The 24,699-nt window shown below is 63.8% G+C and carries 21 protein-coding genes; 6 read left to right on the top strand and 15 right to left on the bottom strand.

Going from position 1 to position 24,699, the window contains the following annotated elements:
• Positions 1 to 51: 51 nt before the first annotated feature.
• Positions 52 to 684: a nucleotide exchange factor GrpE gene (gene grpE / locus LB538_RS23425; RefSeq protein ID WP_095769251.1), complete on the bottom strand. Its 633-nt coding sequence runs from the start codon at positions 682 to 684 to the stop codon at positions 52 to 54.
• Positions 685 to 902: 218 nt separating this feature from the next.
• Here grpE and LB538_RS23420 point away from each other — a divergent pair, with 218 nt between their 5' ends.
• Complete coding sequence (locus LB538_RS23420; RefSeq protein WP_140845241.1) at positions 903 to 1,103, top strand: hypothetical protein; 201 nt, start codon at positions 903 to 905, stop codon at positions 1,101 to 1,103.
• Positions 1,104 to 1,126: 23 nt separating this feature from the next.
• Here LB538_RS23420 and LB538_RS23415 read toward each other — a convergent pair whose 3' ends face one another.
• Positions 1,127 to 1,747: a DJ-1/PfpI family protein gene (locus LB538_RS23415; protein ID WP_224532231.1), complete on the bottom strand. Its 621-nt coding sequence runs from the start codon at positions 1,745 to 1,747 to the stop codon at positions 1,127 to 1,129.
• Between the two features lie 842 nt (positions 1,748 to 2,589).
• On the opposite strand from LB538_RS23415, the gene LB538_RS23410 reads away from it, so the two are divergent.
• Positions 2,590 to 3,558: a LysR substrate-binding domain-containing protein gene (locus tag LB538_RS23410; protein WP_224532232.1), complete on the top strand. Its 969-nt coding sequence runs from the start codon at positions 2,590 to 2,592 to the stop codon at positions 3,556 to 3,558.
• Between the two features lie 2 nt (positions 3,559 to 3,560).
• Here the strand turns inward: LB538_RS23410 and LB538_RS23405 are convergent, their stop codons facing one another.
• The 5 genes from LB538_RS23405 to cysG all read right to left on the bottom strand — a co-directional run bounded on the left by LB538_RS23405 (position 3,561) and on the right by cysG (position 8,465).
• On the bottom strand, positions 3,561 to 4,094 hold the full coding sequence (locus LB538_RS23405; RefSeq protein ID WP_224532233.1) for a DUF934 domain-containing protein: 534 nt from the start codon (positions 4,092 to 4,094) through the stop codon (positions 3,561 to 3,563).
• 170 nt (positions 4,095 to 4,264) lie between these two features.
• On the bottom strand, positions 4,265 to 5,026 hold the full coding sequence (locus tag LB538_RS23400; RefSeq protein ID WP_095769247.1) for a phosphoadenylyl-sulfate reductase: 762 nt from the start codon (positions 5,024 to 5,026) through the stop codon (positions 4,265 to 4,267).
• Positions 5,001 to 6,671 carry a nitrite/sulfite reductase gene (locus LB538_RS23395; protein WP_224532234.1) on the bottom strand — a complete coding sequence of 557 codons (1,671 nt, stop codon included), beginning with the start codon at positions 6,669 to 6,671 and terminating at the stop codon, positions 5,001 to 5,003. The genes LB538_RS23400 and LB538_RS23395 overlap by 26 nt, the downstream gene beginning before the upstream one ends.
• A 43-nt stretch (positions 6,672 to 6,714) precedes the next feature.
• On the bottom strand, positions 6,715 to 7,020 hold the full coding sequence (locus LB538_RS23390; protein WP_224532235.1) for a DUF2849 domain-containing protein: 306 nt from the start codon (positions 7,018 to 7,020) through the stop codon (positions 6,715 to 6,717).
• A complete protein-coding gene (gene cysG / locus LB538_RS23385) occupies positions 7,017 to 8,465 on the bottom strand; it encodes a siroheme synthase CysG (protein ID WP_224532236.1) in 1,449 nt (482 codons plus the stop codon). The genes LB538_RS23390 and cysG overlap by 4 nt, the downstream gene beginning before the upstream one ends.
• A gap of 416 nt (positions 8,466 to 8,881) precedes the next feature.
• Here cysG and LB538_RS23380 point away from each other — a divergent pair, with 416 nt between their 5' ends.
• Both LB538_RS23380 and ybaL read left to right on the top strand, forming a co-directional pair.
• Positions 8,882 to 9,322, top strand: coding sequence for a host attachment family protein (locus LB538_RS23380; protein ID WP_095769243.1), 441 nt, complete (start codon positions 8,882 to 8,884; stop codon positions 9,320 to 9,322).
• Positions 9,323 to 9,536: 214 nt separating this feature from the next.
• Positions 9,537 to 11,336, top strand: coding sequence for a YbaL family putative K(+) efflux transporter (gene ybaL, locus LB538_RS23375; RefSeq protein WP_224532237.1), 1,800 nt, complete (start codon positions 9,537 to 9,539; stop codon positions 11,334 to 11,336).
• 6 nt (positions 11,337 to 11,342) lie between these two features.
• Here ybaL and LB538_RS23370 read toward each other — a convergent pair whose 3' ends face one another.
• Positions 11,343 to 12,149 (bottom strand): AraC family transcriptional regulator, encoded by an 807-nt coding sequence (locus LB538_RS23370; RefSeq protein WP_224532238.1) that lies wholly within the window; start codon positions 12,147 to 12,149, stop codon positions 11,343 to 11,345.
• 125 nt (positions 12,150 to 12,274) lie between these two features.
• Between LB538_RS23370 and LB538_RS23365 the strand changes: the two genes are divergently transcribed.
• A complete protein-coding gene (locus tag LB538_RS23365) occupies positions 12,275 to 13,192 on the top strand; it encodes a zinc-binding dehydrogenase (RefSeq protein ID WP_224532239.1) in 918 nt (305 codons plus the stop codon).
• Between the two features lie 10 nt (positions 13,193 to 13,202).
• Here LB538_RS23365 and LB538_RS23360 read toward each other — a convergent pair whose 3' ends face one another.
• From LB538_RS23360 to LB538_RS23330, 7 genes are all read right to left on the bottom strand, one after another.
• Positions 13,203 to 13,952, bottom strand: coding sequence for an SDR family NAD(P)-dependent oxidoreductase (locus LB538_RS23360; protein ID WP_095769240.1), 750 nt, complete (start codon positions 13,950 to 13,952; stop codon positions 13,203 to 13,205).
• Between the two features lie 65 nt (positions 13,953 to 14,017).
• Positions 14,018 to 16,294: a transglycosylase domain-containing protein gene (locus LB538_RS23355; RefSeq protein WP_224532240.1), complete on the bottom strand. Its 2,277-nt coding sequence runs from the start codon at positions 16,292 to 16,294 to the stop codon at positions 14,018 to 14,020.
• A gap of 190 nt (positions 16,295 to 16,484) precedes the next feature.
• Positions 16,485 to 18,452, bottom strand: coding sequence for an acyltransferase family protein (locus LB538_RS23350; protein ID WP_224532241.1), 1,968 nt, complete (start codon positions 18,450 to 18,452; stop codon positions 16,485 to 16,487).
• Between the two features lie 48 nt (positions 18,453 to 18,500).
• Positions 18,501 to 18,647, bottom strand: coding sequence for a hypothetical protein (locus LB538_RS23345; protein WP_140644594.1), 147 nt, complete (start codon positions 18,645 to 18,647; stop codon positions 18,501 to 18,503).
• A 60-nt stretch (positions 18,648 to 18,707) separates the two neighbouring features.
• On the bottom strand, positions 18,708 to 18,914 hold the full coding sequence (locus LB538_RS23340; protein ID WP_095769236.1) for a hypothetical protein: 207 nt from the start codon (positions 18,912 to 18,914) through the stop codon (positions 18,708 to 18,710).
• A 39-nt stretch (positions 18,915 to 18,953) separates the two neighbouring features.
• On the bottom strand, positions 18,954 to 19,574 hold the full coding sequence (locus LB538_RS23335; RefSeq protein ID WP_095769235.1) for a ribonuclease D: 621 nt from the start codon (positions 19,572 to 19,574) through the stop codon (positions 18,954 to 18,956).
• Between the two features lie 136 nt (positions 19,575 to 19,710).
• Positions 19,711 to 21,096, bottom strand: a complete 1,386-nt coding sequence (locus LB538_RS23330; protein ID WP_224532708.1) for a M20/M25/M40 family metallo-hydrolase — start codon at positions 21,094 to 21,096, stop codon at positions 19,711 to 19,713.
• A gap of 427 nt (positions 21,097 to 21,523) precedes the next feature.
• On the opposite strand from LB538_RS23330, the gene polA reads away from it, so the two are divergent.
• Positions 21,524 to 24,490 (top strand): DNA polymerase I, encoded by a 2,967-nt coding sequence (polA, locus tag LB538_RS23325; RefSeq protein WP_224532710.1) that lies wholly within the window; start codon positions 21,524 to 21,526, stop codon positions 24,488 to 24,490.
• Positions 24,491 to 24,699 lie beyond the last annotated feature (209 nt).

Below are 24,699 nucleotides of genomic sequence, written 5' to 3'. Positions count from 1 at the left end.
GAAGCCGGGGATAAATATCAGCCCCTACTCGCTACTTCCTATTCGCTACTCTCACGCATCCTTCTCGGCCTGCTCGTTCACCGGGCCCGGCTCGACCTTGGCCTCGGCGGCCGCCTTCGGGCCGCCCTTGGCGACGCCGACCATCGCTGGCCGCAGCACGCGCTCGCCGATCGAATAGCCTGGCTGCACAACCTGGACGACAGTGCCTGCGGGAACATCCGGATTGGGGACCTCGAACATCGCCTGGTGGAAGTTCGGATCGAACTTCTCGCCTTCGGGCGCGAGTCTCTTGACCCCGTGGCGCTCCAGCGCCGAAAGCATGGCGCGCTCGGTAAGGTCGACCCCTTCGATCAGCGATTTGAAGCCGGCGTCGCCGCTGGCCTTTGCCTCGGCGGGAATCGCGTCCAGCGCGCGGCGCAGATTGTCGGACACCGACAGCATGTCGCGCGCGAAATTGGCGACGGCATAGGCGCGGGCGTCCTGGACGTCGCGCGCGGTGCGCCGCCGCAAATTCTCCATTTCGGCCGCCGCGCGCAGTGCACGGTCCTTCAGTTCCTCGTTTTCCTTCAGCAGCCGCACCAACGCTTCGTAGTCGCCGTCGACGCCGCCCTCCGCACGCTCGCCGGAAGCCTCGGCGGCTTCGATCTCTTCGGGCGTGCGTTCGTCTTTTGCCTGGTCGCTCATCGCGTTTCCCGTCATTTCGAATTGCTCTGGATTTGCGCCCGATATCGAGGTTTGGAGGGCAAAAATCAAGGGGCAAGCGCAGGCGGCCGGCGGCAGGCTGCCGTTCCAAATTAATTCAAACTTTACCGTATCACGCAGCTTTGCTTGCTCTCGAGCACTGCCACGGGAACCATGAACCGCCCGCGGGAGTTTCGAAGCCGACACAGGATTTTGGGACGATGAACGGCAACAACGGCAACAGGCGCGCCGAATTGGCCAACGATATCAGGCGGCAGGCGGGCAGCGAAGCGACGAAGCGCTTTCTGCGCACCTTGCCGGTATTTCGCCTGGAAAGGGAGATGCCCCGGCAGTTGACCGACCTGCTTGACCGCCTCGACGGCGCCGAGGCGGAGAACGCGGACGACCCGCGGCGTCAGTAGCCGCGCGCCGCAACTGACAAGTTTCAGGCCGCCTTCCTGTCGTCGCGCATCAGCACTTCGCCGTGACGGATCTCGGTGCCGAGCACCTTCAGGCATTCCCGCATGAAGGCGGCTAGGCCCGGCCAGCCCTTGGCTGAAACCAGATTGCCGTCGACATGGGCGCCGTTCGGCGCGACATCGATATAGATGCCGCCGGCAAGCGTCACTTCCGGCTCGCAATAATGCAGCGCCGCCACTTCCTTGCCGCGCACCACGCCGTCGACCGCGATCAGGATCTGCGCGCCGTGACAGATGGTGAAGATCGGCTTGCCGGTTTCATGGAAATGCCTGACCAGCGCCTGCACGCGCTTGTCGATGCGGATATATTCCGGCCCGCGGCCGCCCGCCGCATAGACAGCATCGTAGTCGGCTGGGCTCACCTCGGCGAAGGTCTTGTTGAGGATGTAATCGTGACCGGGTTTTTCGGTATAGGTCTGGTGGCCCTCGAAGTCGTGCAATGAGGTCTTGAGCACGTCGCCGGCCTTCTTGTCCGGGCACACGACATGGACGGTGTGGCCGACCGCGTGCATGGCCTGCTCGAAGACGAAAATCTCGTATTCCTCGCTGAACTCGCCAACGAGCATCAGTATCTTTTTACCGGCCATGCTGTTCCTCCCTTCGCTCGCTGCTATTTCGAAATGCGAAATAATGAACCGATCCTAAGGGCAGGCCTGACTAAGGGGAAGCCAGAATCGCTAATGTGGTCTGACCAGATGGATTTGATCGCACCAGCATGCATATAAGAAGGGGCCGCGGAGGGAAAATGGAAAACCCTGGTCCGGCCAAGCAGACAATGATCGGGCGGCCACCCGGATCATGTCCGCGGCTTCCTCGGCAATCATGATCGTAGCGCATTGGTGTTGCCGCCGATCAGGGTGGCCATCACCGATGGCGTCGGCCACCGTAACGCCGTCAGAGAAGGTGCAAGATGCCGCCCCTAAGCAATTCGTCCCTCGTGGTCGAACGCCAAGAAACATCAAGCCACCCGACATCTATGGTCCGACAGGGCCGGGTAACCCTATGTGGCGCGAGCGAAGACCGCACGCACGCGACGGACATTAGATTTATTAAATTGCTCGGAATCTGGACATCGATGACAATGAGACAAGTTAATGAACCGCCGACGAGCCACTGAGTCAGCGATTATGCACGATTGGAGAAAGAGATGTCAGGTCGAATTGACATTTCGAGTGTAGCAGCATTCCCCGCTGTCCTATGGGCGATCGGCGCTGCGCGCGAGAGCGCACTGTCTATCTGCAAACTCTTTGCAGGCTGCGACTCGCTGTTCGACGTATGGAGCAGGCTAACTTCATTTGATCAAATCGTCTTCATGGGATTGCTTTGCAATCTTGCTTTTCTTTTAAGTTTAATCCTCACCCTTTGGGCGAATGCAAAGTCAATGAAGCCACCTATGAATAATAGATCGATGAAAGCCTGAGGAATTGCTATGCGCCTGCTTAGCCGAGTTAATCTTAATTCGTTGAAGATTGTGGAAAGCGCTGCTCGCCACAGGAGCTTCACGCGTGCCGGCGAAGAACAATTCATCACACCTTCTGCGGTAAGCCAGCGTATCAAGGGCCTCGAAGACCAATTGCGCTTCAAGATTTTTGAGCGCGGTCATAATACCGTGTCGCTGACGCCGGAAGGTGAGATGTATGTGGCGCAGGTGCGGGAGGCCCTGGAACGAATCGTCGCGGCCAGCATGGAGGCAACCGGCCAGTCCCAGGCGCATGTACTTCGGATATGTGTTTTGCCGACCTTCGCGGCGCGCTGGCTATTCCCAAGGCTGCTGACTTTCCAACGCCAGTACCCGGATATCGAGATGCGTGTCTCCACATCCTACGCCACGCATGAATTCTCTACCTCCGAGTACGATCTTGAGATCCGCTATGGCGACGGTAACTTCCCTGGCCTCAATTCAGAACTTCTATTCAAGGAAGACCTGACGCCGGTATGTAGCCGTAGGCTGTTCCACGAAGTTCTGGGCGACAAGCCGCTTTCGAAGGTAACGCCGGAGGATTTGCGCCATTTTACCTTGCTCCACTCCGACACATGCACCCAGAATTGGCAGTCGTGGCTCGATTTTGCCGATGCGAGCTACGTGCTTGGCGCGACCACAAGCCTCTATTTCGATTCCTGCATGATGGCCTACGAGGCGGCCAACGCCGGCATGGGCTTTGCCGTCGCCAACCGCGCCTATATGACGAGTGACATCCGAGCCGAACGGCTGGTAGCGCCGTTCGCTGTCCACCACCCGAATACGGCTGGCTGGTATCTCGTGTGCCCAGAGGACAAGCTTTCAGCCCGCAAACTTGCCTTGTTTGGGCAATGGTTGATGGCGGAAGCCGCCTTGACACAACGCCAATTAGATTTGGAGATCGTCAGCTTAACGACGAGTAGACGGGCGGTAGCCTAGCGTCAGCCGGGGCGCTTGCGCCGCCAGGAATATTTTGGGCCCTTGGCCTCCGGTTCGACCGCCGGCTGGTAGTAAAGCGGCAAGCCGCCGGTGCGGCCTTCCTCCAGCCGCTTCAAGAGCACCGGATTGGAGACCTCGAACTCGTCGAAGCCGAGCCGCAGCATATGCGGCAGCTGGTCGACCAGCACCTGCCCGGTGGCGCGCACCGCGCCCTTGAATTGATGCCGGGCGCGCAGCAATTCGCCCTTGGAAAAAGAGCGGCCGTCATTGAAGGCCGGGAAGGCCAGCGCCACCAGCGACAGCTGGTCGAGCAGGCCGGTTATCTTGTCCAGCTCGTCGCCGGGCTGCAGCAGGACGCCGAGACGCTCCTTGGCTGACTTGCGAACGTCTTCATCCAGCCCGAGAAAGGCCTGCAGAGGCAGGATGAAGCGGCCGTTGCCGGCAAGCGCCTCGGCGCTTTCGGCGTGGGTCCACTCATCCTCGCGAAAACCGTCACGGGTCCAGAGGCGGGTCCCCGCTGTCGTCGATCCAGTCATCAAAATTCCTAAGTTCCAAAGAGTCCCAAGGATATGTCGAGATTCAGGTCAGGCCGAGCCGAAAATGGTGGCTTCCGAGAACCGGAGCGGAGCGTACTTGAACTACGTGAGCACCGGAAGCGCAGGAAGTCGCCATTTGCAAGCCGGCATCACCTGAATATCGGCGTATCCTAAAGTGAGGCGTCGGTCAGCGACTTTTCCAGCCCCGACAAATGAATGCCGCACTCGGTCTTGGCGTGCCCCGCCCAGCGGCCGCTGCGCGCATCCTCGCCCGGCTGCACCGGCTGCGTGCAGGGAAAGCAGCCGATCGAGAGATAGCCATAGGCGACCAGCGGATTTTCGCGCAGCGCATGCGCCCGCATATAGTCGGCCTGGTCCGATGTCGTCCAATGCGCCAGCGGATTGATGCGGATGCGCGAGCCGACGGCCTCGAAGACGGGCAAAGCCGTGCGCGTCGAAGCCTGGAAGCGCTTGCGCCCCGTGAACCAGGCGCGGAACGGCTCGACGCCGCGCGCCAGCGGCTCGACCTTGCGCACATTGCAGCAGGAATCGGTGTCGGTCTCGTGCAGCCTGCCGGTCGGGTCGACGCGTTGGAGCGCGGTCTCTTCCGGCTTGATCACCCTGATGTCGGTGAGGCCGAAATCGGCGACCAGCGCGTCGCGATAGCCGAGCGTCTCCTCGAAATGCTTGCCGGTGTCGAGGAAGATGACCGGCAGCGCGCGGTCGATCTCCGAAATCATGTGCAGCAGCACGGCGGAGTCCGCGCCGAAGGAAGACACCGCGGCGACCGCGCCGCGGAATTCGTGCGCCGACCGTTCGATGATCTCGATCGGCTTCAGATGGCCCAACAGCGCGTCGAGCCCCGCTGCCTCGGCGGCAACGCCGGTCTCGACTTCGCCTGTCCGGTCAAGCGGCCTTGGTTTCGCCAGCATAGAGCGCCTCCTTGAACGGCGCGGGACCGACACGGCGGTAGGCGTCGATGAAACGTTCGTCGGGACTGAGCCGAAGGCCGAGATAGGTATCGACGATCTGCTCGATGGCATCGGTGATCTCATCGGAGGAGAAGCCGCGGCCGATGATCTCGCCGACGGATGTGTTTTCGTCGGCCGAACCGCCAAGCGTCACCTGATAGAGCTCGGTGCCTTTCTTCTCCACGCCCAGAATGCCGATATGGCCGACATGGTGGTGGCCGCAGGCATTGATGCAGCCGGAGATCTTCAGCTTCAGCTCGCCGATCTCGCGCTGCCGCTCCAGCGAGGCGAAGCGGCGCGAGATTTCCTGCGCTACCGGGATCGAGCGCGCCGTGGCCAGCGCGCAATAATCGAGGCCCGGGCACGAGATGATGTCGCTGATCAGATTGGAATTGGCTGTTGCCAGGCCGATCTCGACCAGCGCGTCGTAGACCGCCTTGAGGTCGGCGCGCGCTACATGCGGCAGGATCAGGTTCTGTTCGTGGCTGACGCGCAATTCGTCGAAGGCGTATTTCTCGGCGATGTCGGCAACCGCTTCCATCTGGCTGTCCGTTGCGTCGCCGGGCACCTCGCCGATGCCCTTGAGCGAGATGGTCACCGCCGCATAGTCGGGATGGCGATGCGTCACGACATTCTGGTCGAGCCATTCCGAAAAGCTCTTCGAATCGAGCCTGGCCTGTTTCACCGCATCATCGCCTTCCGGACGGGAAACCAGCGCCGGCGGCGCGAAATAGGCGTTGATCGCCTGGATATCGGCTTCCGGCAGCTTGAGCTCGGCGTCCCTCAGCTCCTGCCACTCGGCCTCGACCTGGCGGGTGATCTCCTCCACGCCGGTCTCGTGCACCAGGATCTTGATGCGCGCCTTGAACTTGTTGTCGCGACGGCCGTAGAGGTTGTACACGCGCAGGATGGCCGTGCAGTAGGACAGCAACTCCGCCTCCGGCAGGAAGTCGCGGATCTTTCTCGCCACCATCGGCGTGCGGCCCTGGCCGCCGCCTATGTAGACGGCAAAGCCCAGCTCGCCGGCCGCGTTCTTCTTCAGATGCAGGCCGATGTCATGCGTCTGGATGGCGGCGCGGTCGCGCTCGGCGCCGGTCACCGCGATCTTGAACTTGCGCGGCAGGTACGAGAACTCGGGATGCACCGACGACCATTGGCGCAGGATTTCCGCATAGGGACGCGGATCGGCGACCTCGTCGGCGGCGGCTCCGGCGAAATGGTCGGCGGTGACGTTGCGGATGCAGTTGCCGCTGGTCTGGATGGCGTGCATCTCGACGCTCGCCAGATCGGCGAGGATCGCAGGGATGTCCGACAGCGCCGGCCAGTTGAACTGGATGTTCTGGCGCGTGGTGAAATGGCCGTAGCCCTTGTCGTATTTGCGCGCGATGTGGCCGAGCATGCGCAATTGCCTGCTGTTCAACGTGCCGTAGGGCACGGCGATGCGCAGCATATAGGCGTGCAGCTGCAGATAGACGCCATTCATCAGCCTGAGCGGCCGGAACTGGTCCTCGGTGATCTCGCCGGCAAGCCGGCGCTGCACCTGGTCGCTGAACTCGGCGACACGGGCCTGTACGAAATCCTGGTCGAACTCGTCGTAACGGTACATGCTTCGTCTTTCAGGGCGCGTCCGCCCGCTGCTTTTCTTGGGGTTAAGCCGCCCGCGCCGCTTCCGGGCTTGCCTGCTTGCCGAGATCGGTGCGGATGGTCGGGCCCGCGGCGCGGATCTTTTCGCGCAGCCGCACCGGCTCGACCAAGCCATCGACGATCGCAACATCGATGATGTTGACGTCGACCACCTCATTGTTGGCGGCGGCCGCGGCGCCGATCGCTTCCAGCCGGTCCTCCGCCGCCTTGTCGTGCGCGATATCGGCATGGCCGACCGTCTCCGCCCAGCCGCCGGCGGCGTACCAGACGGCGATGCCGTCGGAGAGCCTGTTCGCGGTGAGAACCTTCATTGCCGGACTCCTTCGGCCACGGCTGAAGCCGCGCCCTCATGCTTATGTGCCGCGAGCGGCTCGGATTGTGCAAAATTGGCACCGGCGACGGCATCGCCGATGATCGTCATCACCGGTCCGGTGAGATCGGCGCGCTCCTCCAGCGACGGCAGGTCGGCAAGCGTGCCGTGGAAACGGCGACGGTTGCCGAGGCTGGCATTCTCGACGACGGCAACGGCAGTATCCGGCGACAGTCCTGCTTCGATCAGCCGGCCGGCGACTTCGGCAGCCACCGAACGGCCCATATAGACGGCAACGGTCGCGCCCGAAATGGCAAGCTTGGCCCAGTCGGGCAGCGAGTTGCCCTTGAGGTCGTGGCCTGTGGTGAACACCATCGAGGACGAAACGCCGCGCAGCGTCAGCGGCAGCTCGAAATCAGCGGCGGCGGCAAAGGCGGCGGTGACGCCCGGAACCACCTCATAGGCGATCCCGGCCTCGCGCAGCGCCGCCATCTCCTCGCCGGCACGGCCGAACACCAGCGGATCGCCGGACTTCAGCCGCACCACGCGCTTGCCGGCGCGGCCCAGCTCGATGAGCAGCGCGTTAATCTCTTCCTGGCTCTTGGAATGGCAGCCCTTGCGTTTTCCGACCGGCAGGCGCTCGGCGTCGCGGCGGCCCATGGCGACGATCGCCTCCGGCACCAGCGCGTCGTAGACGATGGCATCGGCCTCCATCAGCAGGCGGTGCGCGCGCAAAGTCAAAAGGTCCTCCGCGCCCGGACCTGCGCCGACCAGCGCGATATGTCCGTCGACCGGAGCATCCTGGGCCAAGAGGTCGAGCGCCGCGCCATGCGCCTCGGCGACGTCGCCGGCTTCGATGGCCTTGGCCGGCGAACCGGCGAAGAAATCGCTCCAGAAGCGGCGGCGCCGATTGCCTTTCGGCAGCGTCTCGGCGGCGGCGCGAAAAGACGCGGCAAGTGAAGCCAGCCGGCCGAGCGACGGCGACAGCATGCGGTCGATGCGCCCGCGCAGCATCTGCGCCAGAACCGGTCCGACGCCCTCTGTGCCGATGGCGATCGCCACCGGCGCCCGATTGACCAATGCGGGCGTGAAGAAATCGCACAGCTCCGGACGGTCCACGGCATTGACCGCAATGCCCAGCCGCCGCGCGTCCTCGACGACGCGGCGATCGAGCGCCTCGTCGCCGCTGGCGGCGAACACCAGGGCAGCACCTTGGAGATGCGCGGCCTGATAGGCTGCGTTGATGTGAACAGCGCCGGCCGACGCGATGAAATCCAGCAGGCCGTCGCTGGCATCGTCGGCAACGATGCGCAACACCGCGCTCGATTGCGAAAGCAGCCGCGCCTTGGCGAGCGCCTCCTCGCCATTGCCGATGATGGCTACGGCTTCGCCGTCGACCCGCATGAAGACGGGAAAGGCATTGAGCTTGGCGTTGGCTGACGACATGGCAATGAGCAATATTGGAATAGTTTGGCAGTTTTACGCGGCCACGCCCAAAATCAGAAGGCAAGCACTCGCGCGTCGCCGAACGGCAGGCAATCGCTTTTTCGCAACTGCGAAGGCCAAGAGAAAAAAATTCTACTTTGACGGTGAGACGGCCGGAGCGGCATAAGAAACAGCCTTGATCCGTCGTAATTTTTAGCGCCTGACCGAGAAAGCCGCAAAACAGTTTATTCTAAATTCTACTAAGTTAGTAGATTAAAGCTGACCCTGCGGGATAGGCGCTCGACCGAGTCTGCCGGAAGCGATCGAGACGCCATCGCCGGATCGGAACAATCATGCCTCGCGGCTCGTTTGCCTAGCAATCCATTTGCGGATCCCAAGCTCCATCTATCGGCAAGCAGCAAGCAAGGAGGAACGCCATGAGCATCAAGCTGAAACACGGACTGTGGGTCATCGTGGCTGATGGCGAAAAGGCGCTTTTCCTGCGCAACCAGGGCGACGCCAAGTTCCCGAACCTCGAAGTGGTGCAGGAGATGGAGCAGGAGAACCCCGCCACGCGCGAGCAAGGCAGCGACAAGCCGGGCCGCCAGAGCAACGAGGGTCCCCGCAGCGCCGTCGAGGAAACCGACTGGCACCGTCTCGGCAAGGAGCGCTTCGCCGTCGAGATTGCCGACCGGCTCTACAAGCTGGCGCACCGCGGCGCGTTCGACGCGGTCGTGCTGATCGCGCCGCCGCAGGTGCTTGGCGAGATGCGCCAGAAACTGCACAAGGAGGTTTGCGAGAAGGTGCAGGCGGAAATCCCAAAGACACTCACGAACCACACGATTCCCGACATCGAGAACCTGTTGCAAGCGGCATAAGGCGCCGAAAAAAAGCGGCTTCGAGGCTGGGTCGCGTCCCGAAGCCGTCTCTTTGTCGGCGCGGCGCCGATTTCCGGTGCGCGCCACCTTCAGCGTCGAATTCTGCGCGGCGGCGGTTGCATCATCGCCGCTGCGGCCATCATATTGCCGAAGGCGACGGCCTCGGCGGGCGCCCATCCGACATCGTGAATTTTCGAAAGGCGCTCCATAGACAATGCCGCATGACACGCCCCTTATCGCCACCATCGTCGCCGGTCTGGGGCTTGCATTCGTCTTCGGGGCGTTAACCAACCGTTTCCGCATCCCGCCGCTCGTCGGCTATCTTGTCGCTGGCGTCCTTGTCGGTCCGAACACGCCCGGCTTCGTCGCCGACGCCAGCCTCGCCAACGAGCTCGCGGAAATCGGCGTCATCCTTTTGATGTTCGGCGTCGGCCTGCATTTTTCGCTGAAGGACCTTCTGTCCGTCCGCGCCATCGCGGTGCCGGGCGCCATCGTGCAGATCGGCTTTGCGACCCTGCTCGGCGTCGGACTTGCCTGGCTGCTCGGCTGGTCGCTTGGCGCCGGCCTGGTCTTTGGCCTGGCGCTTTCGGTCGCCTCGACCGTGGTGCTTTTGCGCGCCATGCAGGAGCGGCGGCTGATCGAGACCGAGCGCGGCCGCATCGCCGTCGGCTGGCTGATCGTCGAGGATCTCGCCATGGTGCTGGCGCTGGTGCTCTTGCCGGCGCTCGCCGGCGTGCTCGGGGGCCAGCCCCAGGTCGACGACCATGCGAGCCTGCTTTCGCTGCCCGCCAGCTACGGCATTTGGGGCGTGGTCGGCGTCACGCTCGCCAAGGTCGCCGCCTTCGTCGTCGTCATGCTGGTGGTCGGCCGCAGGGTCATTCCGTGGATCCTGCATTACGTCGCTCACACCGGCTCCCGGGAATTGTTCCGGCTCGCGGTGCTGGCCATCGCGCTCGGCGTCGCCTTCGGCGCGGCGAAGCTGTTCGGCGTCTCGCTGGCGCTCGGCGCCTTCTTCGCCGGCATGATCATGAGCGAATCCGAGCTCAGCCACCGCGCGGCGGAAGAATCGCTGCCGCTGCGCGACGCCTTTTCGGTGCTGTTCTTCGTCTCGGTCGGCATGCTATTCGACCCGTTCAGCCTGATCAGCAACGGCCTGCCGATTCTCGCCACCTTGGCCATCATCATTATCGGCAAGTCGATCGCCGCTTTCTTCATCGTCATTGTCTTCCGTTACCCGATCGCGACCGCGCTGATGATTTCGGCGAGCCTTGCCCAGATCGGCGAATTCTCCTTCATCCTGGCCGAGCTTGGCGTCGGCTTGAAACTGTTGCCCGAGCAGGGCCGCGACCTGATCCTCGCTGGCGCCATCCTCTCGATCCTGCTCAACCCGCTGATGTTCCTCGTTGTCGACTGGATGAAGCCGTGGCTGGAAAGGCGCGCCGGCAAGGCCGCGCCGGCCGAAGAGCAAAGGCCTATCGGCCCGGCGACCGAGCCCGGCCAGGTTGCTTCGGTGTCGGCGGCTCCAGAAAAGGAGGACGGCCCGCCGCCGAAGACGACCCTCGCCGGCCATTCCATCCTCATCGGCTACGGCCGCGTCGGCAGCCTTGTGGGCGCTGCGCTGAAGGAAGCCGCCCTGCCCTTCCTGGTCATCGAGGACGCCGACAAGACGCTGGCCAAGCTGCGCGACGACGGCGTCGAGACCATCGCCGGCAACGCCGCCAATGCGGACGTCTTCGCAGCCGCCAACCCGGAAGGCGCCAAGCGGCTGATCCTCGCCATTCCCAACGCCTTCGAAGCCGGCCAAATCGTGCTTCGGGCCCGCACGGCCAATCCGGCGATCAGCGTCATTGCCCGCGCTCATTCCGACGCCGAGGTCGAGCATCTCAAAGGGCTCGGCGCAGACATCGTGATCATGGGCGAGCGCGAGATCGCCCGCGGCATCGTCGAGGTGGTGACCGGCAAGACCACCGATCCGGCCGCGCCTGGCATGGAGATCGATCCGCAGCCCGCTTGATGGATGTCAGGCCAGGAACGCGGAGCCGCCATTCTGCGCGATATCGCTGAGGTATTTTGCCGGCGGCTTGCCCAGCGCCTTTTTGAACATGGTGATGAAAGCGGTCACGGATTCATAGCCGAGATCGCCCGACACCTGCTGCACGCTGGCGCCGGAAGACAGCTCCCGAAGCGCCACGATCAGATGCAGCTGCTGGCGCCAGCGTCCGAAACTCAGGCCCGTCTCCTTCACAACGAGCCGCGCCAGGCTGCTCTCGCTGAGCGCGACGCGGCCGGCCCATTGCGCCAACGTGCTGCGATCGGCGGGGTCGTCGGCCAGCGCTTCGGCGATCCGCCGCAGCCGCGGCTCGGCCGAGATCGGCAAATGCAATTGCTGCACAGGCATGCGCGGCAGTTCCGCGAGCAGCACGCTCCCCAGGAAGTTGCCGCGCGCATCGTCCGGCGCGCACTCCGACAGTTCGATGATGAGCTCGCGCAGCAGCGGCGAGATCGAAAGCGTGCAGCACCGGTCCGGCAGGTCGGCGGCGCCGGGCTCGATATAGACGAAGAAAATCCGCGCATTCGCCGTCGCGATGTTGCTGTGTTCCATGCGGCTCGGCACCCACACCCCGCAATGCGGCGGCACCATCCAAAGCCCGCTCGCAACGCGGCAGGTGACGCCGCCGCCGAGCGCGAAGACGAGCTGCGCCTTGCGGTGCCAATGCTCACGCGCCTCGGCCCTGGTCTCGGTGACGTCGACGCCAACGGCCATCGCCGGCGCAGCCACATCGTCGACGTCGAAATCCAGCCAGGGCCAGCGAAGCGGCTGTCTCATCCTTGACTGCTTTCAGCGATCATCTGGCCTTATCTCTAAATTCTTCAACCAGGAAAGTCGATAGGCTCCAGCCAATTCGTCAATCGATCGCGACTCCCAAACGCCAATTTCAAAAGGATGGGCCCATGCTCGCTCTCGCCATCTCTTCCGACAGCCCCGACCGGCTGAAGCTCACCCAGGTCGATCACCCAAACTGCAATGGAAATGAAGCATTGGTGGCAGTTCATGCAACATCGTTGAATCGTGGCGAGCTGCGCCTGCTCGGCTTACGACCTGACGGGTGGATACCTGGCCAGGACATCGTCGGCATTGTCGAGCGCGCGGCGGCCGATGGCTCGGGCCCGACCGCGGGCACGCGCGTTGCCGCCTTGGTCGACCAGGCCGGCTGGGCCGAACGGGTCGCGGTTCCGACCGATCGTCTTGCCGTCGTGCCGGACGCGGTCAGCTTCGCGTCCGCAGCCACGCTTCCGGTCGCGGGCACGACGGCGCTGAGAACCTTGCGCCATGGCGGCGATCTCGCCGGACAGCAGGTCCTGATCACCGGCGCAAGCGGCGCGGTCGGCCGCTTCCAGGTCCAGATCGCCAGCGAGCAAGGCGCTTCAGTGACAGCGGTCGCTTCGGCGCGGCATCACGATGACCTTCGCGATCTGGGCGCCGGGCAGGTCGTCGAGTCGATCGAACTGGCCGAGGGATCCTTTTCGCTGATCACCGAGTCGGTCGGCGGCAAAAGCCTCGCCGATGCGATCGAACGCATCGCGCCCGGCGGGACCATCGTCATGTTCGGTTCGAGCAGCGGCGAGCTCACGCCGATCGGTTTCCGTCAGTTCGTTCCGGGCCACGAAGGCGCGAGGCTTCAGACCTTCGCCTATTACACGTCCGGTTCAGCCATCGGCGCCGACATCGCCGCGCTGCTCGATCTTGTCGCGGCCGGCAGGCTCGAAACGCGCGTGGCCATGACCGTGCCGTGGACGGAGATCGGCCGGGCCCTGGACGCGCTGCGGCAACGCAGCTTCAGCGGCAAGGCCGTTGTCACCATGACCTGAAGTCAGCCAATCAAACGTGCTGGCCGCCATTGATGTGGATCTCCGAGCCGGTCACGTAGGACGCCTGGCCCGAGCACAGGAAGAAGATGATGTCGGCAACTTCCGAAGTGGCGCCCAGTCGTCTCAGCGGGATCGTCTCGACTATTCTGTCGGTGCCGGGCGAAAGGATCGCCGTGTCGATCTCGCCCGGCGCGATCGCGTTGACGCGGATGCCGTGCGGGCCGAAGTCATGTGCCATCTCGCGCGTCAGCGAGCCGAGCGCCGCTTTCGATGTGGCATAGGCCGTGCCGGCGAACGGATGCACACGTGTGCCGGCGATCGAGGTGACATTGACGATCGAGCCCTTGGCAGCGGCGAGTTCCTTGAACAGCCCCCTTGCCAGCATGATCGGCGCGAAGAAATTGACCTGGAACACGTCGCGCCAGACATGCATCGGCGTCTCGATCGAGTCCATTCGCCTGCCGTCTTTCAGCTTCGGCGAAATGCCGGCGTTGTTGACCAGGGCGTGCAGCTGTCCGCCATGCGCCTCAAGCCGATGACGGATTTCCGAAACGGCGATGCCGACATCTTCCTGGTCGGCGAGGTCGACCTTGATGTGGTCCTCGGGGCCGGCCGGCCACGGGCAATCCTCGGCGAAGGCCTGGCGCGAGCAGGTGATGACGCGCCAGCCCTCGCGCGAAAAGCGCTTCACCGTCGCATGGCCGATGCCGCGGCTGGCGCCGGTGAGCACGATTGTTTTTCTGCTGTCGGTCTCGGCCATGGTTTTGTCTCCGGCCGGACATGTAGCCGAAGGCGCTTGCCATTGCGAGAGGTGAAGTTGCCGCTCTAACCCCCGCCCAGAATATCGAGGATCGAAGTCTGGCGCTTTTTCGTCGGGCCGCCGACATTGCCAGGCGGCACCGGATGCTTGATCGAGGCGGTCTCGCCGCTGTCGCTCGGCATATCGAAGCCGGCGGCATCGACCGTCTCGGCAGGTCGCGCGGTCCGCACCGGACGCGCGGGCGCCTGGGCGACAGGCTGCGATCGAGCAGCAGGCTGTGACTGGCCGACAGCCGCCGGCGGCGCAGGCGGCGGCTGCGAGGCGTCCGCCGACGGGATCTCGTCCGGCACGATCGTGTCGGACGGCGTCGACTTCCAGGTGCCGGGCAGCGGCCGCACCGGCACGCCCTCATGCGCGGCCACCATGAATTCGTGCCAGGCCTGCGCCGGCAGGGCGCCGCCGGTGACCTTCTTCATCGGGCTGCCATCGTCATTGCCGAACCACACGCCCGTCGTGAGATTGGCGGTGTAGCCGACGAACCAGGCGTCGCGCGAGTTCTGGCTGGTGCCGGTCTTGCCGGCCGACGGCCAATTGAAGGCCGCCTTCTTGGCGGTGCCGATCTCGACCGTGCCGGTCATCATCGAATTCATCATGCCGACGGTGTCGGCCTTGACGACGCGCGGCGCGCTGCCGCCGCTGTTCTCGTAAAGCACCTTGCCGTCGCCGGTGGTGATGCGGCGGATGAAATGGACGTCCGGCTTGTAGCCGCCATTGGCGAACGGGACGTAGGCGGAAGTCAGCTCCAGCGGCGTCACCTCCGAGGTGCCGAGCGCGATCGAGGTGTTGGCCTGCAGATCGGACTGGATGCCCATGCGATGCGCGGCTTCCACCACCGCGTCGGGCCCGACTTCCATAGTGAGCTGCGCCGCCACCGAGTTCAGCGACTTGGCCAAAGCCGTGGCCAGCGTCACCTTGCCGTAATATTTGCCGCCGTAATTGTCCGGCGTCCATTTGCCGATTTTGATCGGCGCGTCGTTGCGGATGCTGTCCGGCGTGCGGCCGGCCTCCAGCGCCGCCATGTAGACGAACGGCTTGAAGGCCGAGCCCGGCTGCCGGCGCGCTTCCGAGGCGCGGTCGAACTGGCTGGTCGAATAATCATAGCCGCCGACCATGGCGCGCACCGCGCCGGAATCATCGATCGACACCAGCGCGCCTTGGCTGACGTTGAGCTTCTTACCGCTTTCGTCGATCAGCCGGCGGATCGACTGTTCGGCAAGCTTCTGCAGGGTCAAGTCGACAGTGGTGTCGACGACGATGTCGCCGCGCACCTCGCCGATGAGATCGGGAAGCTCCTCCATCACCGTGTCGGCGACATAGTTCTCGGAGCCGGTCCAGTAGGACGGCGCGCGCGTCGCCGGCGCGCTCAGCGCCACCTTATATTCCTTATCACTGATCTTGCCTTCCGCGCGCATGGCCGCGAGCACGAGTTGCGCCCGCTCCTCGGCCGCTTTGGGATCGCGTGCCGGCGAAAGCTTGGACGGCGCCTTGAGCAGCCCGGCCAGCAACGCGGCCTCCGAAAGGCTCACGTCGCGCGCGCTCTTGCCGAAATAGCGCCGCGAAGCCGCTTCCACGCCATAGGCTCCGGATCCGAAATAGACCCGGTTGAGATACATTTCGAGGATCTGGTCCTTGCTGTGCTTGTGTTCGAGCCACAGCGCCAGAAGCACTTCCTGCACCTTGCGCTCCAGCGTGCGGTCCGGCGTCAGGAACAGGTTCTTGGCCAGCTGCTGCGTCAGCGTCGAGCCGCCCTGCGAGAAATGGCCGCCGAGAACGTTGGTGACCATGGCGCGTGAAAGCCCGATCGGATCGATGCCGAAATGCGAATAGAAGCGGCGGTCCTCGATGGCGACGACGGCTTGCGGGATATAAGGCGACATTTCGTGCAGGCCGACCGCCTCGCCGCCCGACATGCCGCGATTGGCGATCAGCCCGCCATCGACCGAGACGATCTTGATGTTGGGCGCGCGGTCGGGGATCGACCAGGTGGTCGCCGCCGGCATCTTGGCGCCGTAATAGACGACGATGCCGGCCGCCGCGATGCCGCCCCAGATGCAGAACACGAAGCACCAGTAGACCAGGCGGGTGGCGATGCCAAGCAAGCCCCGCCGGCTGCGGTCGCGGCCGCGACCGCGTGATTTCTTTGCGGATCTGCCCTTTGCAGTGGATTTACGGCTGCGCGGCACGACGCGATCCTCCTCGCTCACCGAAAAGCCTTCGGAGGATTTCGCGCGCGGCGCCTCCTCGAAACTCGGTTCGATGCGACTGTTTCTGCGGTTCGCCATGCGCTCTTGCTAGCCTGCCCCCGGGTGCCGATGGCGTTCGGGTTGAAGATTAGATGCGGCGGTTTAAAGGCGGGTTAAAGCAGGGTTTATGCAGCCTTTTGAAACCCTTAGGATTTTCTGAATCCAACGGTCTCGCGGCGTCGTTCGCAGCCAAGTCGACGGCCCTGCGGCAATCTCGTTGTGACGTTGCTCAAAATCCCGCTGCCTTGGCCAGATAGGGCGCCAGCGCCAGCGCGTAGGTTGCCGTGAGATGATGGTTGTCGCGCAGCACGACGATGTTGCCGACCACCGCCGGGCAGCTGTCCTTGCCGCAGAGCGCATCGTTCATATCGACCACGGTCACCCCCGCCACGGACCGGGCGGCGAGCGCGTAGATGTTTTCCCGTTCGACCTCGGCGCGCGGATTGATGCATTTGGCCGGGTCCGTGCCCAGGCAGGTGCGCGGGTCGAACAGGCTGAAAGGCGTGTTGCGGATGGCGACGACGCGCACGTCCTGACTTGTGAGCTCGCCCCAGACACTGCGCAATCCCTCAATCATCGCACCCTGGGTAACGCTGGTGTAGTTGCTCTGGCTGGTGATCACGAAATCGGGCTTCAATTTGGCGATTTCAGCGAGAGCTTTCTCCCGCCACAGCGCGCATTGCTCGTACGGCTTGCCGTCGTCAAGGATAGTGACCCGGGTTACCGGGCATGCCGCCTTGGTGAAGGTGACGAGCCTCCATTTTCTGTCTTTGGCGATTTTGTCGATGGCCGGCACCCATTGCGCCGCGTGGGAATCGCCCATCACGACAATGGTCCTCGTCCCCGCCGGGTCGCCGAGCTGGCAACCGGTCGCGTCGGTTCCCTTCTGCTGCTGATGACACTTCATCCTGTAGATGACGGGCACGTCGCTGCCGATCTTGCTCAAGGGCGGCAATGGCTTGACACCCTGGGGTACGACAGCGTTCGCCAGCAAGGCCGCAGGTCCCGGATAATTCGGCGTTCCGATCAGGCCGGTATCGATGGGCTGCCGGTCGATCGCGTAGACGAGTCCGCCGGCCACCGCCACGCACAACCCCACCGCCACCGTGCCGTCGATCAGCGGCCGCCATGCCCGGGACGAGCGCGAATGGCGATAGGGCTGTTCGACGAAGCGGTAGGAGAGTTCGGAAACCATCAGGGTGACGACGATCAGCAGAACACCATCAACAAGGTCGATGGCGCCGCGCTGCGCGGCGTAAAAAATGATCAGCGGCCAATGCCACAGGTAGATCGAATAGGAGCGATCGCCGATATAGCGCAGCATGGCGATGTCGAGGCCGCGGAAGCGGCCCATGCGTACGCTGCCGGCCGCAATGATCAAGGTCGTGCCGAGTGTCGGCAGCAGCGCCTTGAAACCCGGAAAATCGGTCGACCTTGAAAACAGCATCGCCGATGCGAGCGCCGCCAAGCTGCCGGCGACAACCATCGCTGTCCGCACGCGGCCGTTTGGCCGGAAGCGGTCGGAGGTCAGCGCCAGCAGTCCGCCGAGGGCCAGCTCCCAGACCCGCGTATGGGTGACGAAATAGGCCCAAGCCGGATCGGATCGGGTGAGAGCGACGGAAGCCGCGAGCGAGCCCGCCATGACCACGCCGAGCACGAAGACGAGCGTCTGCATCGGTGAATGTCCGCGACGCCTGGCCCACCACAGGACCGCCAACATCAGCAGCGGCCAGACGATGTAGAACTGCTCCTCGATCGACAGCGACCAGAAATGCTGCACGGGGCTCGGCGCGTCCTCAGCGCCGAGATAATCCACGGCCTGTTCGGCAAGCCGCCAGTTCTGCATGTAGAGCGCGCTTGCGATCACCTGTTTGGCGGTTTCTTCCCACCATGCGTCCGACACGAACAGCAGCGTTCCAGCGAGCGTGACCAGGAGCGCGACGATCGCCGCCGGCAGCAGCCGCCTGACCCGACGCGTGTAAAAGCCGACCAGCGAGATGCCGTCTTCGCTGAGCGCCATGCGGGTGAGCAGGCCGGTGATCAGGAAGCCGGAGATGACGAAGAAGATGTCGACCCCGACATAGCCGCCGGGAAGCGCTGCCGGCCAGATGTGGAAAATCACCACAAAGGCGACGGCAAGCCCGCGCAGCCCCTGTATCTCCGGCCGAAATCCCCCCGGCGCAATGTCGTCTCGCAAAGCCGGTCTAGCCCCTCACCGCGCCGGTCTCCCGGCTGGCCACCATGGTCAATTCTGCTGGATCGAAATGCCTTTGTCGTCAATCTTGAGCTCGACGCCTTTCGGCCTGGTCTGCTCGCGATAGACATAGATGCCGAGCGCGATGACAACCGCGACCAGCGCCCCGATGATGAGATAGAGCGTGTTCTGTCTCATTGCGCCCCCTTGTTGCGGCCAAGCCTCGCGCCCGCCCTGAAATTGTCAGGTGAGGATCGCCTACTGGCCGTCGTCCCCATCATCGGTTGCCGGCCGCCAGCTCGTCGGTTCGACTTTCTTCTGCGTGTCGCTGTCGGTATAGACCCACCAGCCGCCGTCGCGATATTGCCCGACGGATTCGTTGACGACACCGTCGCGGTCCTTCCACATGATCGTGACTTTGGAGCCGTCCTTGGGCGCGCTCGCGATCGGTTTGCGCTCTGCCATTTCACTTCTCCACGGGCTGGGTCGACGGACCTTCGTCCCTCAACTATGCGCGAAAATATCTTCCTCAGCCCAGCCCATAAGGTCGAGCTTGGCGCGCGTCGGCAGGAAACGGAAGCAGGCGTCCGCCTCCTTGGTGCGGTTCTCGCGCGCCAGGCGCGCGCCCAGCACCTCGCGCAACCTGTGCAGGTAGAGCACGTCCGAGGCGGCATATTCGAGCTGTTCGGGCGAGAGCGTTTCGGCCGCCCAGTCGGAGGATTGCTGCACCTTGGACAGGCCGATGCCGAGCAGTTCGCCGCAGAGATCCTTCAGCCCGTGGCGGTCGGTATAGGTGCGGGTGAGCCGTGAGGCGATCTTGGTGCAAAACACCGGCTCGGCCATCACGCCGAAGGCATGGTAGAGCACGGCGATGTCGAAGCGGCCGTAGTGAAACAGCTTGGTGATCGTGTTGTTTCTCAGCAGGCTGGCGAGGTTCGGCGCCTCCTTCTGGCCTGGTGCGATCTGGATGACATCGGCGCTGCCATCGCCGGGCGAAATCTGCACCACACAGAGCCGGTCGCGATGCGGGTTGAGCCCCAGCGTTTCCGTGTCGATGGCCACCGCCCCGACATTGTAGCGCGACAGGTCGGGCAGATCGTTTTTGTGGAAACGGATATCGGTCATTCTCTTCTCCCGGTCGCGGCTGCGGCGTTGCGCATCCTCGCAACGCCGCGGCACTTCGCGCTAGCTAATTCGTCCTCGCCGCGATCCGAAGAAAAATCAACAGAAAGTTGAATTTCAAGGTTTTCGTGATTTTGGCTCAGCGGGTCAGCGCGTCGAGAATGCGCGCCCAGGACCGCTGCCCCTTGTGGAACGAGGTCAGCTCATACTTCTCGTTCGGCGAATGAATGCGATCGTCGTCGAGGCCGAAGCCGACCAGCAGCGATTCCATGCCGAGATAGGTCTGGAAATCGCCGACCACGGGAATGGAACCGCCGCCGCCGGTGGTGACCGCCTGCTTCTCCCATTCGTCGGACAGCGCATCCTTGGCCTTGGCCAGGAACGGCGAGTCGTAGGAAAGCTGGATCGCCGGCGAGCCGCCATGCGGGTGGAATTCGACCGAGCAGTCGCCGGGAATGCGTTCGCGCACGAAAGCCTGGAAGGCGGCGCGGATCTTCTTTGGATCCTGCTTGTGAACGAGCCGGAACGACACTTTCGCCGACGCTTGCGCCGCGATTACCGTCTTGAAACCCTTGCCGGTATAACCGCCGATGATGCCGTTGAATTCCGCGGTCGGCCGCGCCCAGGTGAGCTCGAGCACCGAGCGGCCCTTCTCGCCGGCGGGAATGGAAAGGCCGACCGGTCCGAGGAAGGTCTCGGCCGTCTCGCCAAGTCCCTCCCAGGATTTCAGCACCTGCGAGGGCGTCTCCTCGACGCCGTCATAGAAGCCCGCAATGGTGACGCGGCCGTCCTTGTCGTGAATATCCGCCAGCACCTTGGCCAGGATGCGGATCGGATTGGCGGCCGGGCCGCCATAGAGGCCCGAATGCAGGTCGCGGTTGGCCGCCTTGACGGTGACCTCCTCGCCGACCATGCCACGCAGCGACACGCAGATCGACGGCGTCTCGCGGTTCCACATGCTGGTGTCGCAGACCAGCGCGAAATCCGCCTTCAGCTCGGCCGCGTTGGCTTCCAGGAACGGCTTCAGCGACGGCGAGCCGGATTCCTCCTCGCCTTCGAACAGGATAGTGACGCGGCAAGGCAGGTTGCCATGCACCTGCTTCCACGCGCGGCAGGCCTCGACGAAGGTCATCAGCTGCCCCTTGTCGTCGGCCGAGCCGCGCCCGGTGATCACTTTGCGGCCGGGCTCGATCTCCTTGATCGAAGGCGCAAACGGATCGGTTTCCCACAATTCGATCGGATCGACCGGCTGGACGTCATAGTGGCCATAGAACAGCACATGCGGCGCGCCCGCCGGTCCCTCGTGATGCGCCACCACCATCGGATGTCCGGGCGTATCGCGCACACTGGCGTCGAAGCCGATCAGCTTGAGCTCGGCGACCAGCCATTGGGCGCCCGCGCGGCAATCGGCGGCAAAGGCCGGATCGGTGGAGATTGACTTGATGCCGAGCAGGCCGAACAGCCGCTCCAGGCTCTGGTCGAGATTCTGGTCGAGACGGTCGAGGACGGGGGAAATTCTGGACATGCTTTTTGCCTTTCGATTTTGGGCAGACCCTAAAGGGCCATGCCGAAAACGAAAAGCCCGCGATCATTGGACCAAGCGGCAAAGGCTTGCCTGAAGGCAAAAAAGAACCGCCGTGGTGGAGGGGGAACCACGGCGGTCTCTACTCGAAACGTTGCGGCAGCCCGGAGAGGGGGGATAGGCTGCCGCAGTTTGCCCGGGATAGGCGGGGGACGGGCCTTACTCCGGACTTCGGCGAAAAACTGCCGATGACGTGTATTTGGGTCTGTGAACATGGCGATTCAAGGGCACGAAAATTACACTTTTGTAACATACCCGTGAGCGGCAAATTTCCAGCCCGGACAGGATGTGTCAGGGGTGTTGCCCGAACCGGTGGGTTCCACAGCCTTAGCCATGGACCGCGAAGCCGGGCCGCGCTATCCCTGCCGGCATGAAAAAAGGCGATCACCTCTTCCTCGTCGACGGCTCCGGCTACATTTTCCGCGCCTATCACGCGCTGCCGCCGCTCAACCGCAAATCCGACGGCCTGCCGACCAGCGCCGTGCTCGGCTTCTGCAACATGGTGTGGAAGCTGATGCAGGACGCCCGCAACACCGATGTCGGCGTGGTGCCGACGCATTTCGCCGTCATCTTCGACTATTCGTCAAAAACCTTCCGCAGCGATCTCTACCCCGAATACAAGGCCAACCGCTCCGCGCCGCCGGAAGACCTGATCCCGCAATTCGGGCTGATCCGCCAGGCGACCGCAGCCTTCAATGTCCCTTGCATAGAGACGGAGGGTTTTGAAGCCGACGATATCATCGCGACTTATTGCCGGCTGGCTTGCGAAGCCGGCGCTGATACCACCATCATCTCCTCCGACAAGGATCTGATGCAGCTGGTCGGTCCGACCGTCGGCATGTACGACCCGATGAAGGATCGCCAGATCGGCATTCCCGAGGTGATCGAGAAATGGGGCGTGCCGCCCGAAAAGATGATCGACCTGCAGGCGCTGACCGGCGACTCGGTCGACAATGTTCCGGGCGTGCCGGGCATCGGCCCGAAGACCGCGGCGCAATTGCTGGAACAGTTCGGCGACCTTGACGGGCTGCTGGCGCGCGCTTCGGAGATCAAGCAGGAGAAACGGCGCGAGACCATCATCGCCAATGCCGACAAGGCGCGCATCTCGCGCGAGTTGGTGACGTTGAAGAACGACGTGCCGCTGAAGGAAGGGCTGGACGATCTTGTCCTGCATGCGCCGGATGGCCCGAAGCTGATCGGCTTCCTGAAGACGATGGAGTTCACCACACTGACCCGACGCGTCGCCGAAGCGACCGCAACCGACATTGGCGACGTCCAGGCCACCGCCGTCACCATCGAGCGCGCCGATACCGCGCATGGCCCCGATATCGGCGCCGGCGCACCGCCGGTGCCAAGGCCGATCGCGTCCACACAGGGCGACGCCATAAAACCGGCTGCGCCGGTCAGGGGCGAGGACGCGCCGCCGCAAGGCGACACCCCATCGCTCCTCTCTGCCCTGCGGCTGGAGCAGGCGGCCGCCCGCAAGATCGACCCTTCGGCCTATGCGCCCATTCGCGACACGGCCGCGCTCGAGGCCTGGATAGCCGAAGCCCGCGAGGCCGGTGTCCTTGCGTTCGACGCCGAGACCAGCTCGTCCGACCCGATGCGGGCGGACCTGATCGGCCTGTCCATGGCGCTCGCGCCTGGCCGCGCCGTCTATGTGCCGCTTGCCCACAAGAGCGGCAATGGCGACCTGCTCGGCGGCGGCATGCTGGAGAACCAGATCCCGGTCCGCAAGGCGCTGGCGCTGCTGAAGCCGCTGCTTGAGGACCGATCGGTCCTCAAGATCGTCCAGGATATGAAATACGACATTGTCGTGATGAGCCGGCACGGCATCGAGATCGGTCCGTTCGACGACACGATGCTGATCTCCTACGTGCTCGATGCCGGCACATCCGGCGGTCACGACCTCGTCTCGCTGTCGGAGAAGTGGCTCGGCCACGCGCCGGCCTCCAAGAAGGAGCTCGCCGGCTCGGGCAAGAGCGCCATCGGCTTCGATCAGGTCGATATCGAACGCGCGACCGCCTACGCTGCCGAGCAGGCCGACCTGGCGCTGCAGCTCTGGCGGGTGCTGAAGCCGAGGCTTGCCGCCAAGGGCCTCGTTTCCGTCTATGAGCGTCTGGAAAGGCCGCTTGTGCCCGTGCTTGCCCGCATGGAGCAGCGCGGCATCTCGGTCGACCGCCAGATCCTGTCGCGGCTTTCCGGCGAGCTGGCTCAAGGCGCGGCCCGCGTCGAGGAAGAGATCTACGGGATCGTCGGCGAGCGCATCAACATCGGCTCGCCAAAACAGCTCGGCGACATATTGTTCGGCAAGATGGGGCTGCCAGGCGGCTCGAAGACCAAGACCGGCCAATGGTCGACCTCGGCACAGTTGCTGGAAGATCTCGCCGCCGAGGGCCACGAGCTGCCGCGCAAGATCGTCGACTGGCGCCAGCTCACCAAGCTGAAATCGACCTATACCGACGCGCTGCCCGGTTTCATCAACCCCGGCACCAATCGCGTCCACACTTCCTATGCGCTGGCAGCAACCACCACCGGGCGGCTGTCATCCTCCGATCCCAATCTGCAGAACATCCCGGTGCGCACGGCGGAAGGCCGCAAGATCAGGACCGCCTTCATTGCGGAGAAAGGCCACAAGCTGGTCTCGGCCGACTACAGCCAGATCGAATTGCGCGTGCTTGCGCATGTCGCCGAAATCCCGCAGCTCAAACAGGCCTTCGCCGACGGCGCCGACATCCATGCCATCACCGCGTCGGAAATGTTCAATGTGCCGGTCGAAGGCATGCCTTCGGAGGTGCGCCGGCGCGCCAAGGCGATCAATTTCGGCATCATCTACGGCATCTCGGCCTTCGGCCTCGCCAACCAGCTGTCGATCCCGCGCGAGGAGGCGGGCGCCTACATCAAACGCTATTTCGAGCGTTTTCCGGGTATTCGGGACTATATCGAGGAGACCAAGGCCTATGCGCGGGAGAACGGTTTCGTCGAGACAATCTTCGGCCGCCGCATCCACTATCCGGAGATAAGGGCCTCCAATCCGTCGGTGCGCGCCTTCAACGAGCGCGCCTCAATCAACGCCAGACTTCAAGGCACCGCCGCCGATATCATCCGCCGCGCCATGGTCCATATGGAAGAAGCGCTGGAGAAGGCGAAGCTCTCCGCCCGTATGCTGTTGCAGGTGCATGACGAGTTGATCTTCGAAACGGTGGAAGCGGAGGTCGAGGCGACGATCCCAGTGGTGCGCAAGGTGATGGAGAATGCGCCGATGCCGGCGGTCTCGATGTCGGTGCCGCTGCATGTCGATGCGCGGGCCGCGGATAATTGGGACGAGGCGCATTAGGCGTCTCACGTTCGTTCGTCATCCACGGGCGGAGCAAGGAGCGAAGCGACGCGCGCAGACCCGAGGATCCATGCCGCGACGCGCGCCGTAGTGCGCGGCGGTTGTGGATAGCTTGCCGAGCACGCCGCTTGTCAATGCAGATTCTGCACCGTGGCGGTGCGTGTATGTCACGGAATGGATACTAGGGTCTGCGCGCGTCGCTTCGCTCC

This window comes from Mesorhizobium sp. Ca11 (assembly GCF_020165275.1).
GTDB lineage: Bacteria > Pseudomonadota > Alphaproteobacteria > Rhizobiales > Rhizobiaceae > Mesorhizobium.
Note: the sequence above shows the minus strand (reverse complement) of the source record. Positions and strands in the feature narration are given on the sequence as shown.